Source organism: Paraburkholderia caffeinilytica (assembly GCF_051027425.1).
GTDB classification, from domain to species: Bacteria; Pseudomonadota; Gammaproteobacteria; order Burkholderiales; family Burkholderiaceae; genus Paraburkholderia; species Paraburkholderia caffeinilytica_A.
In genome coordinates this window covers 3,405,698-3,419,835 of sequence record NZ_CP186552.1, presented here as the reverse complement: position 1 = coordinate 3,419,835, position 14,138 = coordinate 3,405,698, and the positions used below count along the sequence as shown (strand labels likewise).

Here is a 14,138-nt window from a genome sequence, read left to right as displayed (position 1 = left end):
ATCGGCGATCACCCCGCCGAATGCCCGACCATATCCTTCGGCCGTACCCATTCGTCGAACTGTTGCTCGGTGACATAGCCGAGCGCCAGCGCCGACGCCTTCAGCGTGGTGCCTTCCTTGTGCGCTTTTTTCGCAATCTGCGCGGCCTTGTCGTAGCCGATGTGCGGATTGAGCGCCGTCACCAACATCAGCGATTCGTTAAGCAAAGTATCGATGCGCTCGCTATTCGGCTCGATGCCTACCGCGCAGTTGTCGTTGAAACTGTGCGCGCCGTCGGCGAGCAGGCGGATGGATTGCAGCACGTTGTGCGCGATCATCGGCCGGAACACGTTCAGTTCGAAGTTGCCGCTCGCGCCGCCGATATTCACCGCGACGTCGTTGCCGAACACCTGTGAACACAGCATCGTCAGGGCTTCGGATTGCGTCGGATTGACCTTGCCCGGCATGATCGAGCTGCCCGGTTCGTTCTCCGGAATCGACAGCTCGCCGAGCCCGCAACGCGGGCCGCTCGCGAGCCAGCGGATGTCGTTGGCGATCTTGTTCAGGCTCACGGCCACCGTCTTCAATGCGCCGTGCGCGAACACCAGCGCATCGGCTGCGGCCATCACTTCGAATTTGTTGGGCGCCGAAACGAACGGCAAGCCGGTCAGTTTGCCGATTGCCGCGGCCACCTTGTCGGCGAACTGCGGATGCGCATTCAAGCCGGTGCCGACCGCGGTCCCGCCCTGTGCGAGTTCATACAGATGCGGCAGCGCCGATTCCACATGACGGATGCCGTGATCGAGTTGCGCGACGTAGCCTGAAAACTCCTGGCCAAGCGTCAGCGGCGTGGCGTCCTGCAGGTGCGTACGGCCGATCTTGACGATGTCGGCGAAGGCCTTTGCCTTGCGCTCGAGCGTATCGCGCAGCGTCTTCAGCGCGGGCAGCAGATGCTTGACGATCCCATAGGCGGCGGCCACGTGCATCGCTGTCGGAAACACGTCGTTCGACGACTGGCCGCGATTCACGTCGTCGTTCGGATGCACCTTGCGCGCCTCGCCGCGCTCGCCGCCGAGCAGCTCGCTCGCGCGATTCGCGATCACCTCGTTGAGGTTCATGTTGGTCTGCGTGCCGGAGCCGGTTTGCCAGACCGCGAGCGGGAATTCTTCCGGATGCTTGCCGTCGATAATTTCGTCGGCCGCTTGCATGATCGCCTTTGCCTTGTTCTCGTCGAGCACGCCCAGACCCAGGTTGACCTCGGCGGCAGCGCGCTTGATGACGGCCAGCGCGGTGATCAGTTCGGGCGATTGTTTTTCAGACGAAATACGGAAATTCTGCAGCGAGCGCTGGGTCTGCGCACCCCATAAACGGGCGTTCGGCACGGCGATCTCGCCGAACGTGTCGCGCTCCATTCGTACGTCTTCGGTCATGGTTCAACTCCGCTTTTCAAAGTTCTGCGTTGACAGGCAATAGGGAGAATAGACCCGTTAGCGCGTTCCGGTAAAAACCCGCTTGCGGATCGAAGATATAGGTGCGGCGCGTGCCGTTTTCCACGTCGGTCCAGACGAGCGGCGAGAGGGGCGCGCCGATCGAGCGCAGATACGCGAGTTGCGCCGGATCGGCGAGCGTGACGTGGTAGCTCGCCTCGGGGGCGATCGCGCGCTCGAAGATCTGCGCGACCTGTTCGGCGAGCGGCGGGCTATGAATGACCAGTGTCTGCTCGGTGTTCAGATTGGCCGAGCGCGGATCGAGATTCATCGAGCCGATCACCAGAATCTTGTGGTCGACGACATAGGTTTTTGCGTGCAGGCTGGCTCGCGAGCGAGATCCGGTGAAACTGACGCGCGACGTGTTCTGCTGCGGCTTGAATTCATACAACTCCACACCCTGTTGCAGCAGCGGGACGCGGAACGGACTGTAGCCGGCTTGCACGGCCACTGCGTCGGTCGCGGCGAGCGAGTTGGTCAGCACGGCGATGCGTACCCCACGATGCGTCAGTTCGCCCGCCGCCTTGACACCGGACTCGTGCGGTACGAAGTAGGGCGAAATAACCAGAAAGTCTTTCTGCGCGTCGCGCATCAGCTCCACCAGTCGCTGCATTGGCGGGCTGACGTAATCCGGCGACGGATGGATGATTTTCTCCGGCAGGTCCGCTTTGAATTCGGCCGGCGCCCACGTCAGGCCAAGTTGATCTCCGGCAATCTGCACGGCGAGCGGTGTCGCGTTCAGCGGCTTCGCGTTGTAGGGATCGGCGTTGGTGCGCCAGTGCTGGCGCAAATCGTCGCGCGTCTGGTCGAGCACTTTCGCATCGAACTTCTGTTTGTTCAGCACCCGCAGCGGATAGGCGATGCTGCTGTTCCAGTAGTCGTCGAAACTGGCGGAGACGTCGGCGACTACCGGACCGGCGGCGAGCACGTCGAGATCGCGGAACTGCAGCGTTTCGCTCGCGCTGAAATATTCGTCGCCGAGGTTGCGGCCGCCGACGATCGCCAACTGGTTGTCCGCAATCATCGACTTGTTGTGCATGCGGCGCGTGAAATGGCTGATCTGCGTGAACACGTTCGTCGTGCGTTCGAATACGCCTTCCTGTGCGCTGCCGAACGGATTGAAAACACGGATCTCGATGTTGTCGTGCGAGTTCAGACCCGCCATCACCTGATCGATGTCCTTGAAGTTCAGATCGTCGACCAGCATGCGCACGCGCACGCCGTGGTCGGCCGCGTAGAGCGCGGCGCCGAGCAGCAGCTTGCCGGTGGTGTCCTCGTTGGCGATGTAGTACTGCATGTCGAGGGTTTTCGTCGCGGCACGCGCGAGCGCAATGCGCATCTGCAAGGCGTCGGTGCCGTTCGACAGGACCCGGAAGCCGGACTCGTTGGGATGGGCCGCTTCGGGCGCCGCGAGGGCCGTGCGAAGCGGCGTTATTTCAGTGGCGGGCAGTGCGTGGGTGACCGGACGGTCGAATGCGGTGGCGGGAGGACGGTTCGCGCAAGCGGTCAAAAGTGCCGTTGCGCAGCACAGCAGGAAGATATGTCTCGTGGTCCGCCAATTCCGCAATCCTGCCATTCTCCAATTCATCAATCCCTGAAGGGGACTTCCCGCGGAGCGAGGAGCTTCCTTCGAGGCGGGAGACTTACGTGGGCGCGGAGGAATTCCTTCAGGGCAGCCGACTTTAGTGCGGGCGAGTGACTTCCTCCGAAGCGTGCTGAACGCGGATTTGCGGTGCAGTGCGGTCGGATCTTGATTTTGGTTTTGATGCCACGACACGCTGTTTCTCCCTGTTTGCAGGCTTCTCATGGCGGCAGCGCATGTGGCGTGCCCACGCTGTCGAGAAATCCATTCTAAGGGGAATCAGGGCTGAGCTTTCGCTCTCGCGTATGACCAGGCCGGGGGACTTTGAGCGTGATCTGTTTGCCTGCGCGACGCTTTCTGTCCGCACGCCTCAAGCGTGCGGACAGATGCCGCGAGTCAAGGCAGGAAGCCTTCGACCCGCAGCGCTTGATGCTTGCTCGATGACGATTACCCGCGTTCGGCGTTCAATACGCGCTCGCCATCCGGATGCGTAGACCCTTTCGCGGGCCGTCCCGCCCAATAACCCGCGAGCAGCGAGCCGGACAGGTTATGCCACACCGAAAACAACGCGCCCGGCAACGCCGCGATCGGCGTGAAATACAGTTTGCCGAGCGTTGCCGCGAGCCCCGAGTTTTGCATGCCCACTTCGATAGCGAGCGTGCGGCAGACGGCTTCGTCGAAGCCGAGCAGACGGCCGCCCCAGTAGCCGCCGAGCAAACCGATGCCGTTGTGCAGCACCACACCGAGCATCACCACGAGACCCACTGACGCGATGCTCTTCTGCGTGCCGCCCACCACCGCGCCGATGATCAGCAGAATCGCAACCATCGAGATCAGCGGCAAAATCGGCTCGATCTTGCGGACCGTCTTGTTGAACAACTGGTTGACGACAAGACCGACCACGATCGGCAGCGCCACGATCTGCAGGATGCTCATCAGCATGCCGTGCACGTCGACAGCGATGGATGCATCCACGTAAAGGCGCGTCAGCAGCGGCGTCGCGAATACGCCGACGAGCGTCGACAATGCGCTGATCGTCACCGACAGCGCCACGTCGCCGCGCGCCAGATAGATCATGACGTTCGACGCCGTGCCGCTTGCCACGCTACCTACCAGCACCATGCCGGCCGTCAGATCCGGCGGCATGCGCAGTGCCTTGGCGATGACCCACGCGGCGAGCGGCATCACGAGGTAATGCAGCACGATGCCGGCGATCACCGGCGCGGGCCGCGTGAAGACGCGCTGGAAATCGGCTACTGAAAGCGTGACGCCCATCGCCAGCATGATGATCGTCAGGAGCGTGGTGACGTGCGGCGCGATACCGGCGAACGAAGCAGGCGAGAAATACGCGGCAATCGAAATGAGCACGGCCCAGAGCGGGAATAAACGGGTGACGCGGGCAAGCATGACGGGTGGTCCTTGTTTATGTTTTATCGCGAGAATTGAAGGTCGGTCGAGCCGCATGCCGCGATGAGCGGTGCATGCCCGGGGCGCCGCTCGCGAGGAGCGGCGGGCCCTGGCGGTGGGTATCGGGCCGTTGGGCGGCGCAGGCCTTTGTGAGGTGCGCGAATCGGCTCACGCGGGTGCGCGCGATTTTTGCCAAAGCGCGCATTTTACCGTTCATGGCGTGTTTGCCGGGGAACGTTGGTTGCGCGTGCAACCAGGCGGCCTGGGCGCGTTGAGCCTGGCCTGCGTATTGATCTATCGATCTATCAATCTATCGACCTGTCGACCGCACGCGCAAGCGGCACCTGCGCTTTGCCTGACTCATGCCGACGGGGCAGGCGGCGCACTAGGCGCGACCGGCACGCGCCGCAAGCTCAGTTTGTGAAAGCGCAGCGTCATCAGCAGCGCGACGCTCGCGAGGCCGGCGGCGAGCCCCCACCACAGGCCGCGGGCGCCCAGCCCGAAATGAAACGCCAGCACGTAACCGGTCGGAAAGCCGATGACCCAGTATCCGAACGTCGCGGCAATCATCGGCACGCGTGTGTCTTTCAGGCCGCGCAGGCAGCCTGAGCCGACCGTCTGCATGCCGTCGACGATCTGGAAGATCGCGGCCACGCCGAGCAATGAACTCGCCAACGTCACCGTGGCTGCGTTGGCCGGGTCGTCGAGATGCAGGTACAGGCCGACGATCCAGTGCGGCGCCGCGATCAGCACGATGCCCGACAACGTCATGAAGCCGACGCCGAGGGCCAGCGCGACGAAACCCGCGTGGCGCGCGGCGAGCGGCTGGCCCGCGCCGGACCAGTAGCCGACCCGTACATTTGCCGCCTGGCCGATCGCGAGCGGCACCATAAAGGCCACCGAGGCGACGTTCAACGCGATCTGATGCGCGGCCAGTTGCGATTCGCCGAGCAGGCCGACCATCAGGCCGGTGGCGAGGAACAGGGTCGATTCGACGCCGTAGGTGATCGCGACCGGCCAGCCGATGCCGAACAGCTCGCCCATCAACGGCACGTTCGGCCGCGTCGCGACGACGAAATGTTTATAGCGTGGCCGCAGATGCAACAAGGCCATCAGGACCAGCGCGCTCAACCAGACCGTGATCGAGGTGGCCGCCGCCGAGCCGAGAAAGCCCAGGCGAGGCAGCCCGTAGACGCCGTGAATCAGCCCGTAGTTGAGAAACCCATTGACGAACACGCTGACGAGCGACACCCACAGCAGCCGCCTGGCCGCGCCGATGGCCGGCAGGAACGAGCGCATCAGGCCGACGCCGATCAGGCTGCCGAGCGAGCCCCAGCGCAGCACCGCCGCGTATTCGCCGACGTTGTGCGCGAGCAGCGCGGGTTCGCCGAACGCCAGCAGGATCGGCGTGGCGAACGACAGCAGAAAGAACGCCGGCACCGACAGCAGTACCGACAATACGAAGCCGGTCCAGTAGATATGCGGCACCCGTCCTTCGTCCTGCGCGCCGCGCGCGTGCGACACGCTCACGCTGACGGAAGTGAGCACGCCTTGCAGCAACGTGACCACGACGAAGAACAGATTGGCGCCGAGTCCACCGGCGGCGAGCGCGTCGGGACCGAGCGAGCCGAGCAGGATCGTATCGGTGACGCCCATCGCCATTTGCGAAAGTTGCGCGATGGCGAGCGGCGCGGCGAGCCTGGCGGTGTCGGCAGCGTGGCGGGAGAGGGTCGGCGGCCGGGCGGCCACCCGGGTGAAGCCGGATTGAGTCATGGAGCGCTTGAAGGCGGAAGGGGCGACAGCGTGGCGGCGGGCGCAAGCCGGACGACTCGCGAGGCTTGCGCGCGGCCAGTAGCGGAATGCGGGGCGCGCTGAAAGCGTAGGGCGGCTGTCAGCCGATTGTTTGTCTGTCGTTTGTCTGTCGAAACTGACAGCTTATTGCTTAGGCGTTGGGATGTCGATGGAGGAAGCACGATTTTGGTGCGCGCGGTCCTCCGAGTTTCCGGACTCGACGTCGCGGAGTGCGGGCCGTTGGGGGCCGGCCTTCGACTTCGCGTTCATGGCTGCCCCCGGTTTCCGGCTCAACGTCTTAAGCCGCGGGTTTCGCCGAATCGGGCAAGGCAGCGCCTCAAGCCTCGTGCACCGCGATCCGCGTATCGCCGAGCAGCACGACCTGGCCCGCGCGAATTTTGCAGGTTTTACGCGTTTCGACCCGGCCGTCGACGGTCACCGCGCCGTCCGCGACCATCATTTTTGCCGACCCGCCGCTGTCCGCGAGCCCGGTTATCTTCAGGAGATTGTGCAGTTCGACGTAGTCGCCGGTCAGTGTGAAATCGAGATTGGGCATGGCGTTTGCGCGTTGAAGCAAAGGGTTCGCATCATAAGCCAGAAGCTTGCCCTGAATGAAGGTCGCTGTGGTGCTGGGCTGTACTCAGGGGACTGCAAGCAGATGTTATGTAGTTGTCAGAAAGTGAAACGTTCCGTAACACCGCTCGTACATGACGAACTTCACTCGTAAAGTTCGGGTCTGTAGGAAAGCCTGCTGAATTTCTCGGCGGTGAATAGACCGGGCGAGGCGCGCATGACGCACACATCCACGTGCCGCGCCGGATACCACGCCCGCGTCACAACAACTTTAGAGAGGATTTAGCCATGACCCAGATTCGTACACTTCTGATCGGTACCGCCCTGACGGCTTTTGCCGCTACCGCTGCGCTCGCGCAGACCGCCCAGACCGCCGCCGGTATGAGCGGCCAGGCTCAGGTCCAGACCCAGGGCGCCGATGTCGCGCCTGCCGCACCGGCCGCGCAAGGTGTGCAGCCGGTCACGCCGGCACCGACGCGTCTGACGGCACCGGGCTCGACCGATCCGCTGGTCCAGAAGCGCGAAGCCAACGCGCAGGCCAATGCCGAATACAAGGCCTCGAAGAACGCATCCAGGGCGGAATTGAAGCAACAGCAAAAGACCGCCAAGTCGCATTACAAGGAGCAGGTGCGGGACGCCAAGATCAACCAGAAGGCTGACAAGCAGACTGCCAACAACGAAATGAAGATGAACATGCAAGGCCAGGCGGCCGACCAGGACAACGGCGCTGACGTCAAGCATTAAGCCTGAGTCCCGCGGTACACGACGTGGCGGCGCCTCTAGCCGCCACGTCGCGCGTTAACGGTGCCGAGCGGCCCCGCAGCGTCTGGTGTTAGCGCGGCCGCCGTTGCGGTTGCGGCGGTTGCGGTGCCGGACGCGGCGGCACAAAGAAATTGCGCAACCAGGCGGCGAAACGTGAGAACACATCGTAGGGTTCTTCGATGAAAATCTCCGGCTTCAGCAGGCGCAGATACTCCATGATCTGCTGCGCTTCCTGCTTCTGGAACGAGCCGTGCGAAATACCCAGGCGCAACAGGCCACGCAGTTCGCCGAGCTTTTCACGCGCGGTGCTGCCCACGTTCGTTTCGCACGCCACTTTGGCTTCGTAGACGCGTTGACGCAGCGATTCCACCAGCCGCCAGGCCGGCGTCTGCATGATTTCTTCGAGCGCCTGAATGTCCTGCGCCGCGCTCTTGATCTGCGCCGCGAGCGGATCGATCAGCACCGCGTCACCTTCCGCTTCCTTGACGATGGCCGCCGCCCAGTCGTGGCAGTGCTTGGCGAGCTCTTCCGGCGTCCATTCCGAGCGGGCCGCAAAGCCGAAACCGAATTCTCCCGCCTGCCGCATCAGAATCGCGACGACGTCCGGGAACTCCTTGTCCAGCGTGCGTTTCGCCCAGGCGTACTGGCCGCCTTGCAACATCCGCCGAACCGCATGTTCAGTCAGCGGCACCATGCTGTCGAGCAGCTTGGCGCGCAGAAAATCCTCAAACGACGGCGTCGCGAACTGCGGATCGAGCTTCTGCGAAACCCGCAGGAAAGCGTCGAAGTCCTTGCGCAGCGTCGCAATGGTTTCGTCTTTGAGCGTTAGGGTGATTTGACCCATCTGTTATCCCGTTTGATCCTGCCGCGCGCCCTCGTCTGTCGTCCGGACGCATCCGGACCCTCTGTGCGACGCAAGGCCAGATGCCGGCGCGGTTGATACCTGCCTGTTGCCGCGTAATCAGCGGGACGTATCCCGATTCGCGGACCTCGACTTCATATCGGCGGAATTAAGGGAAACTTAAGGGGCGGTGACCGATTGACGACCGGTTTAGAGACGGACGTCGGCGTCGGGCGGTTGAGCGTGCTGCGCAAGCAACCCGTGTTCGGCGCCGCAGCGCGAGGTGCGGCCGGTGCGCAGGGCGTCGCGGCACTGGCGCGACGGGCGCCACGAATGTGGCTAACCCGTTGTGTGGATACTGGCTGTTTCGCTTATTTAAGCACGACGCCTTGCCAGACAAAAAAGACCGTCAGGCCGACTGCGATGGTCAGAAGCGGCCGGCGCGTCAGCGCACTGACCACGATAGCCGCCAGCGCCCCGACCAGTTGCGGATTGCGCCAGGTCAATTCGGCGCTGGTGCCGTGCGGCGAAACCGCCATCGGCACGATGATCGCGGTCAGTACGGTCACAGGCACGAAGCCGAGCGCGGTGCGCACGAGCGGGGGAAACACCAGCCGGTCGCCGAGCACGAAGACGGCGGCGCGGATCACCCACGTAATGGCGGCCATGCCGAGGATCAGAACGACGTAGTTCATCGCGACGCTCCTGCGGTTTCCTGCACAGTGTCCTGCGAGATTTTCCGCGGGGCTTCCCGTGGAGGCTCCTGCGCGGCGGCGCGCGGCGTTTCGCGAGGTGTTTCCCGATTCTCCCGCGTGCCTCGCCCAAATCGCGGCACCGACAGCAATACGCCGATTGCGACGCCCGCGAACACGGCGCCGAGCAGGCCGAGCTTGTACGGCCACGCCTGCCAGAAGAAGGCCAGCGTGCCCGCGGTGACGGCCGCCGCGATATAGCGCAGCGCCACGAGCTGCGGGACGACGATCGCAATGAAGGTCGCGACCATCGCGAAATCGAGGCCGAGCGACTGCAGGCCCGGAAAGGCCGCGCCGAACAGCAGGCCGGCGACAGTCCAGATCTGCCAGTTCAGATACATGGCCAGACCCGCGCCGAAGAAGTAGTACGGGCCGACCGTGCCGGGCTCCCGATGCCGGTAATGTTCCCACGCGACCGCGAAGACTTCGTCGGTGAGCAGCGCGCCGAGCGCCCAGCGCCAGCGAGCCGGCAGATGGGCGACGTGCGGCGCGAGCGTCGCGCTGTACAACACGTGCCGCAGGTTGACAACGAGCGTGGTCGCCCAGATCACCGCGAAGCTTGCATGGCCCGCGATCAGGCCGAGCGCGATGAATTGCGCGGAGCCGGCGAACACGACGAGCGACATCAGTTGTCCGTGCCATAGATGCAGCGGGCCGGATGCGACCAGCGTGCCGAAGATCACGCCGAAGGGCGCGGCGCCGACCATCATCGGGATGATGTCGCGCGCGCCGGCGGTGAATTCTTTTAAGTGGCCTGGGCTCGAGGGCTGGCCGGGGTTGGAATGGGTCAATCTTGCCTCCTTGATTCGGGAAGCATAGCGAGTGGCGGTGGGTGGGGCTTGTACGTTCTTGCGGTGGTCGCGCGGACGGGGACGGGTAGGCGCAGGTTGAACCAGCCTGGTTGCATCGCGCAGATAGGGGCGGCGGCTTCTGAGTGGCCCGGGTGCGCAGTCGACCGCGCGCCATTGGTGCGGATGGTGAATAGACGGGGCGAGCGCTCCGCGGCAGGTTGCGAGGGGTGGCCTCAGCTAGCCTTGCCAGCGTCCCGGCGGCACGCCGAACATGCGCCGGAAATGGCGCGTGAAGTGACTTTGGTCCGTGAAACCGCTGGCTGCGGCGACATCCGTCACCGAGACACCCGCACGCAACGGTGCGAGCGAGCGCTGCAGGCGCACCTGGTTGCGCCACGCGTGCGGCGGCAGGCCGGTGGCCTGGTTGAAAAGGCGGGCGGCGTGAAAGGGCGACAGGCCCGCTGCCCGCGCGACTTCGGCCAGCGTGACGGGTTCGGCGAGGTCGCCGGTCAGACGCTCCTGCATGGTTGCGACGCGGGCGTCGTCGACGCCGAGGCGCACCGCTTCCGGCTGCGTTTGCGAGTAGCGGACCAGCAAGGTGGACAACGCGTCGAGCATCGCGGCTTCGGCGGCGAGCGGATCGCCGCCGGCCTCCAGCAGACGGTGCGCGCGCGCCAGCCGCTGCGCCAGATCGGGATCGCGGATCACGCCCGGTGCGAACCACGGCAAGGCTTGCGGCTTGCCCGCGACCTCGTTGGCGAGCTCGTGGATGAACGCCACAGGCGCATACATCACGCGATACCGCCAGCCTGCTTCGACAGCCTTGGACCCCGTGTGTAACTCCCCGGGGTTGATGATCGGCACGCTGCCCGCTTCGGCGACATAGTCCGAGCCGCGATACCGATAGCCCTCAGCGCCCGCGACGATCACCGGAATCGTGTACGCATCGTGCCAATGCGGCGTGAACTCGTGATCGTGATATTCGGCCGTGAGCAGGTCCGCACCGGGCAAAAGCGGCGTGCGCCAGTAGCGGGCGGAATCCTGGAAGCGATGGGCGGTCATGGTGGAAGTCGGGCGTTTCTGCGATCCGGCGTGACTGGTCAGTGTAGCGCGCCGCGGCGGCTACGGGTGCCGCTACTCATACGCGGGCTTCTTGCTGCGGTTTGCCATCGGGTGGCGATCACTTGACCGGGATCGTTGTGCCGGCCGGCATCGGCACGGCGCTTACACTGTTTTTCGCACTGCCGCTGACAACCCGGTCGCTGTAGGTCAGGTAGACCAGCGTGCTGCGTTTCGCGTCGACCACCCGCACCACATGCAGCGATTTGAAGATCAGCGACATGCTCACGGAGAACACGTCGGCTTGCTGTTTCACTGGTCCCGTGAAATGAATCGCGCCGACCTGGCGGCAGGCGATCGACGCCTCGGTCGGATCTTCGGCGATGCCGAGCGTGCCCTTGACGCCGCCGGTGCGTGCCCGCGACACGTAGCAGGTCACACCCTGGACGAGTGGATCGTCATAGGCTTCGACGACTACGCGATCAGAGCCCGTGATACGGAAGTTGGTATTGACGCTGCCGACTTCTTCGCTATGTGCCGAAGGCAACAGCAGGGCGGTGGTGACTGCGAGCGTAATGCGCAACAAGGTCGATTTCATGAGATGGCCGGGAATAAATAAGTGTTTGGGCTGGGCGCGCAAAGGCGTTGCGCCGATAAAACACCATCGTATAACGGCGTGTTCGCAAGCGGGCCAGTGCGAATGCCCTCGGCTATGCGCTATCTTTCGGCGGGAACAAATGCTTGCCCCAACTCAGGCCACTTGATCTTGCGTTGAGGCAAGTCAGAACGCCAGGCCAAAAAGCCAAACCAAAACAAAAAGGCCCGCACGAATGCGGGCCTTCTAAAATTTTTGGCTCCTCGACCTGGGCTCGAACCAGGGACCTACGGATTAACAGTCCGGCGCTCTACCGACTGAGCTATCGAGGAACAGCAGTACAACTTGATCTACATAAAAAAGCCCGTATTGGTTAACGGGCTTTTGAAATTCTTGGCTCCTCGACCTGGGCTCGAACCAGGGACCTACGGATTAACAGTCCGGCGCTCTACCGACTGAGCTATCGAGGAACAGAACAACAAACAGCAGAGAAACGAAATTGTAGGTCTAGCCTAAGCACCTGTCAATACCTTGCGATCATCTCGATTTATACCGGATCTCGCAAGGTGGCCGGCAGGCCGCGCCGCTCAGCGCGCGAGCAGCGCCAGCTTTTCCTTCACGTCCTTGAATTCGTCGGCTTCCGGCAGCGGGGCCTTGGTCTTGGTGATGCTCGGCCAGCTCTTTGCCAGCTCGGCATTCAGCTCGGTGAAGTGCTGCTGGTCGCCCGGCACGTCTTCTTCGGCATAAATGGCATTCACCGGGCACTCGGCCACGCACACGGCGCAGTCGATGCATTCATCGGGGTCGATCGCGAGGAAGTTGGGACCTTCGCGAAAGCAGTCCACCGGGCACACATCGACGCAGTCGGTATAGCGGCACTTGATGCAGCTTTCGGTCACAACGTGAGTCATTCAGGCAGCTCCTGCATGCGGAATCAGGGGAGGCGAAACGCCAAAAGCGGTATTGTAGCGTAACGTCAAGAGGCGCATACACCAGCGGGCAATGCCTTTTATACGTTTTTGTGATTAGTTTATGGCATCCGGCAAGCGCCGCCCGCCGGCGTGCTGAATTCGCATGCATTCGGGTAACATGCGTCAGGTTGGCGCGCACGGGGCGCGCCGCACGCGCATGGGTTGACGCGGTTGGTCGAGCCAAGCCTTCCGTTTTTCCTGCAGTCCAGTTCGCACCATCATGATTATTACTTCGCTGCTCGACACCGATCTGTACAAGTTCACGATGATGCAAGTGGTGTTGCATCACTTTCCCGCGGCGAATGTCGAGTACCGGTTTCGCTGCCGCACGCCGAATGTCGACCTCGTGCCGTATATCGGCGAGATTCGCGACGAAGTGCGCAAGCTCTGCGATCTGCGCTTCACCGACGACGAGCTCGACTACCTGCGGCGCATGCGCTTCATCAAGGGCGACTTCATCGAGTTTCTCGCGCTGTTCCATCTGAACGAGAAATACATTTCGATCGAAGCGTCGCCGAAGGGCAATGGCGAAATCGACATCGAGATCAAGGGGCCGTGGCTGCATACGATCCTGTTCGAGATCCCGATGCTCGCGATCGTCAACGAGGTCTACTTCCGTAACACCCAGAAAAAGCCGGATTACAGCGAAGGGCGCGGCCGTCTCGTCGAAAAGATCCAGTTGCTGGGCGCCCGCCCGGAATTCGCCGACTGCAAGATCGCCGACTACGGCACGCGCCGCCGCTTCTCGAAGCAATGGCACGAAGAAGTGATCCTCACGTTGAAAGACGGCCTGGGCGAGCAATTCGCCGGCACCAGCAATGTCTTCTACGCGATGAAGCACAGCCTCACGCCGCTCGGCACGATGGCGCATGAATACCTGCAGGCGTGTCAGGCGCTCGGTCCGCGGCTGCGCGATTCGCAGATCTTCGGCTTCGAAATGTGGGCGAAGGAGTATCGCGGCGACCTGGGTATTGCGCTGTCGGACGTGTATGGCATGGAGGCTTTCCTGCGCGACTTCGACATGTACTTCTGCAAGCTGTTCGACGGTGCGCGCCACGATTCCGGCGACCCGTTCGACTGGGGCGAGCGCCTGCTCAAGCACTACGAGGCGAACCGCTGCGACCCGCGTACCAAGATCCTCGTGTTCTCCGACGCGCTCGACATTCCGAAGGTGCTGCAACTGTACGAGCGTTTCCGCGGCCGCTGCAAGCTGGCGTTCGGCGTAGGAACCAATCTGACAAACGATCTGGGCTACAACCCCTTGCAGATCGTCATCAAGATGGTTCGCTGCAACGGTCAGCCGGTGGCGAAGCTGTCGGATTCGCCGGGCAAGAACATGTGCGACGACAAGGCCTATCTCGCGTATCTGCGCCAGGTGTTCGGCATTGCGCAGCCCGAGGAAGACGCTGCGAAGTAATGCGGCGTCTGCGTGGCGCGTGTGCGACTCATGCGCCGCTCATGTGTCACTGTCTTGCACCGATATTTTGCTGGGATCTCGCATGAGGCCATGCTCGCCGCGTGGCCGATGCGCTGTCTTAGGCCGTTCGG

13 protein-coding genes and 2 tRNA genes are annotated in these 14,138 nt (G+C 63.1%); 2 read left to right on the top strand and 13 right to left on the bottom strand.

Annotation, left to right across the window (positions count from 1 at the left end; all coding sequences use genetic code 11):
- Positions 1-8: 8 nt before the first annotated feature.
- From fumC to ACOSV0_RS15025, 5 genes are all read right to left on the bottom strand, one after another.
- Positions 9-1,409: a class II fumarate hydratase gene (fumC, locus tag ACOSV0_RS15045; RefSeq protein ID WP_434106952.1), complete on the bottom strand. Its 1,401-nt coding sequence runs from the start codon at positions 1,407-1,409 to the stop codon at positions 9-11.
- Positions 1,410-1,425: 16 nt separating this feature from the next.
- On the bottom strand, positions 1,426-3,054 hold the full coding sequence (locus ACOSV0_RS15040; protein WP_434106951.1) for a phospholipase D family protein: 1,629 nt from the start codon (positions 3,052-3,054) through the stop codon (positions 1,426-1,428).
- A 441-nt stretch (positions 3,055-3,495) separates the two neighbouring features.
- Positions 3,496-4,455 carry a ketopantoate/pantoate/pantothenate transporter PanS gene (panS, locus tag ACOSV0_RS15035; RefSeq protein WP_434106950.1) on the bottom strand — a complete coding sequence of 320 codons (960 nt, stop codon included), beginning with the start codon at positions 4,453-4,455 and terminating at the stop codon, positions 3,496-3,498.
- Between the two features lie 360 nt (positions 4,456-4,815).
- Complete coding sequence (locus ACOSV0_RS15030; RefSeq protein WP_434106949.1) at positions 4,816-6,228, bottom strand: MATE family efflux transporter; 1,413 nt, start codon at positions 6,226-6,228, stop codon at positions 4,816-4,818.
- A gap of 355 nt (positions 6,229-6,583) precedes the next feature.
- A complete protein-coding gene (locus ACOSV0_RS15025; protein ID WP_011489423.1) occupies positions 6,584-6,802 on the bottom strand; it encodes an RNA-binding S4 domain-containing protein in 219 nt (72 codons plus the stop codon).
- Positions 6,803-7,107: 305 nt separating this feature from the next.
- On the opposite strand from ACOSV0_RS15025, the gene ACOSV0_RS15020 reads away from it, so the two are divergent.
- Positions 7,108-7,563 (top strand): hypothetical protein, encoded by a 456-nt coding sequence (locus ACOSV0_RS15020; protein WP_434106948.1) that lies wholly within the window; start codon positions 7,108-7,110, stop codon positions 7,561-7,563.
- Positions 7,564-7,651: 88 nt separating this feature from the next.
- Here the strand turns inward: ACOSV0_RS15020 and ACOSV0_RS15015 are convergent, their stop codons facing one another.
- The 8 genes from ACOSV0_RS15015 to fdxA all read right to left on the bottom strand — a co-directional run bounded on the left by ACOSV0_RS15015 (position 7,652) and on the right by fdxA (position 12,530).
- Positions 7,652-8,425: a DUF4088 family protein gene (locus tag ACOSV0_RS15015; protein WP_434106947.1), complete on the bottom strand. Its 774-nt coding sequence runs from the start codon at positions 8,423-8,425 to the stop codon at positions 7,652-7,654.
- A gap of 368 nt (positions 8,426-8,793) precedes the next feature.
- On the bottom strand, positions 8,794-9,117 hold the full coding sequence (locus tag ACOSV0_RS15010; RefSeq protein ID WP_115780653.1) for an AzlD domain-containing protein: 324 nt from the start codon (positions 9,115-9,117) through the stop codon (positions 8,794-8,796).
- Entirely contained in the window at positions 9,114-9,965 is an 852-nt protein-coding gene (locus ACOSV0_RS15005; protein WP_434106946.1) for an AzlC family ABC transporter permease, read from the bottom strand. Before ACOSV0_RS15005 ends, ACOSV0_RS15010 begins: the two co-directional genes overlap by 4 nt.
- Before the next feature lie 237 nt (positions 9,966-10,202).
- On the bottom strand, positions 10,203-11,027 hold the full coding sequence (locus tag ACOSV0_RS15000; protein ID WP_434106945.1) for an AraC family transcriptional regulator: 825 nt from the start codon (positions 11,025-11,027) through the stop codon (positions 10,203-10,205).
- A gap of 118 nt (positions 11,028-11,145) precedes the next feature.
- On the bottom strand, positions 11,146-11,622 hold the full coding sequence (locus ACOSV0_RS14995; protein ID WP_434106944.1) for a CreA family protein: 477 nt from the start codon (positions 11,620-11,622) through the stop codon (positions 11,146-11,148).
- 253 nt (positions 11,623-11,875) lie between these two features.
- Positions 11,876-11,951 (bottom strand) — tRNA-Asn (locus ACOSV0_RS14990).
- A gap of 62 nt (positions 11,952-12,013) precedes the next feature.
- Positions 12,014-12,089: transfer RNA gene (locus ACOSV0_RS14985), tRNA-Asn, on the bottom strand.
- Positions 12,090-12,206: 117 nt separating this feature from the next.
- Positions 12,207-12,530 (bottom strand): ferredoxin FdxA, encoded by a 324-nt coding sequence (fdxA, locus tag ACOSV0_RS14980; protein ID WP_434106943.1) that lies wholly within the window; start codon positions 12,528-12,530, stop codon positions 12,207-12,209.
- Positions 12,531-12,810: 280 nt separating this feature from the next.
- On the opposite strand from fdxA, the gene pncB reads away from it, so the two are divergent.
- A complete protein-coding gene (gene pncB, locus ACOSV0_RS14975) occupies positions 12,811-14,007 on the top strand; it encodes a nicotinate phosphoribosyltransferase (RefSeq protein ID WP_434106942.1) in 1,197 nt (398 codons plus the stop codon).
- Positions 14,008-14,138 lie beyond the last annotated feature (131 nt).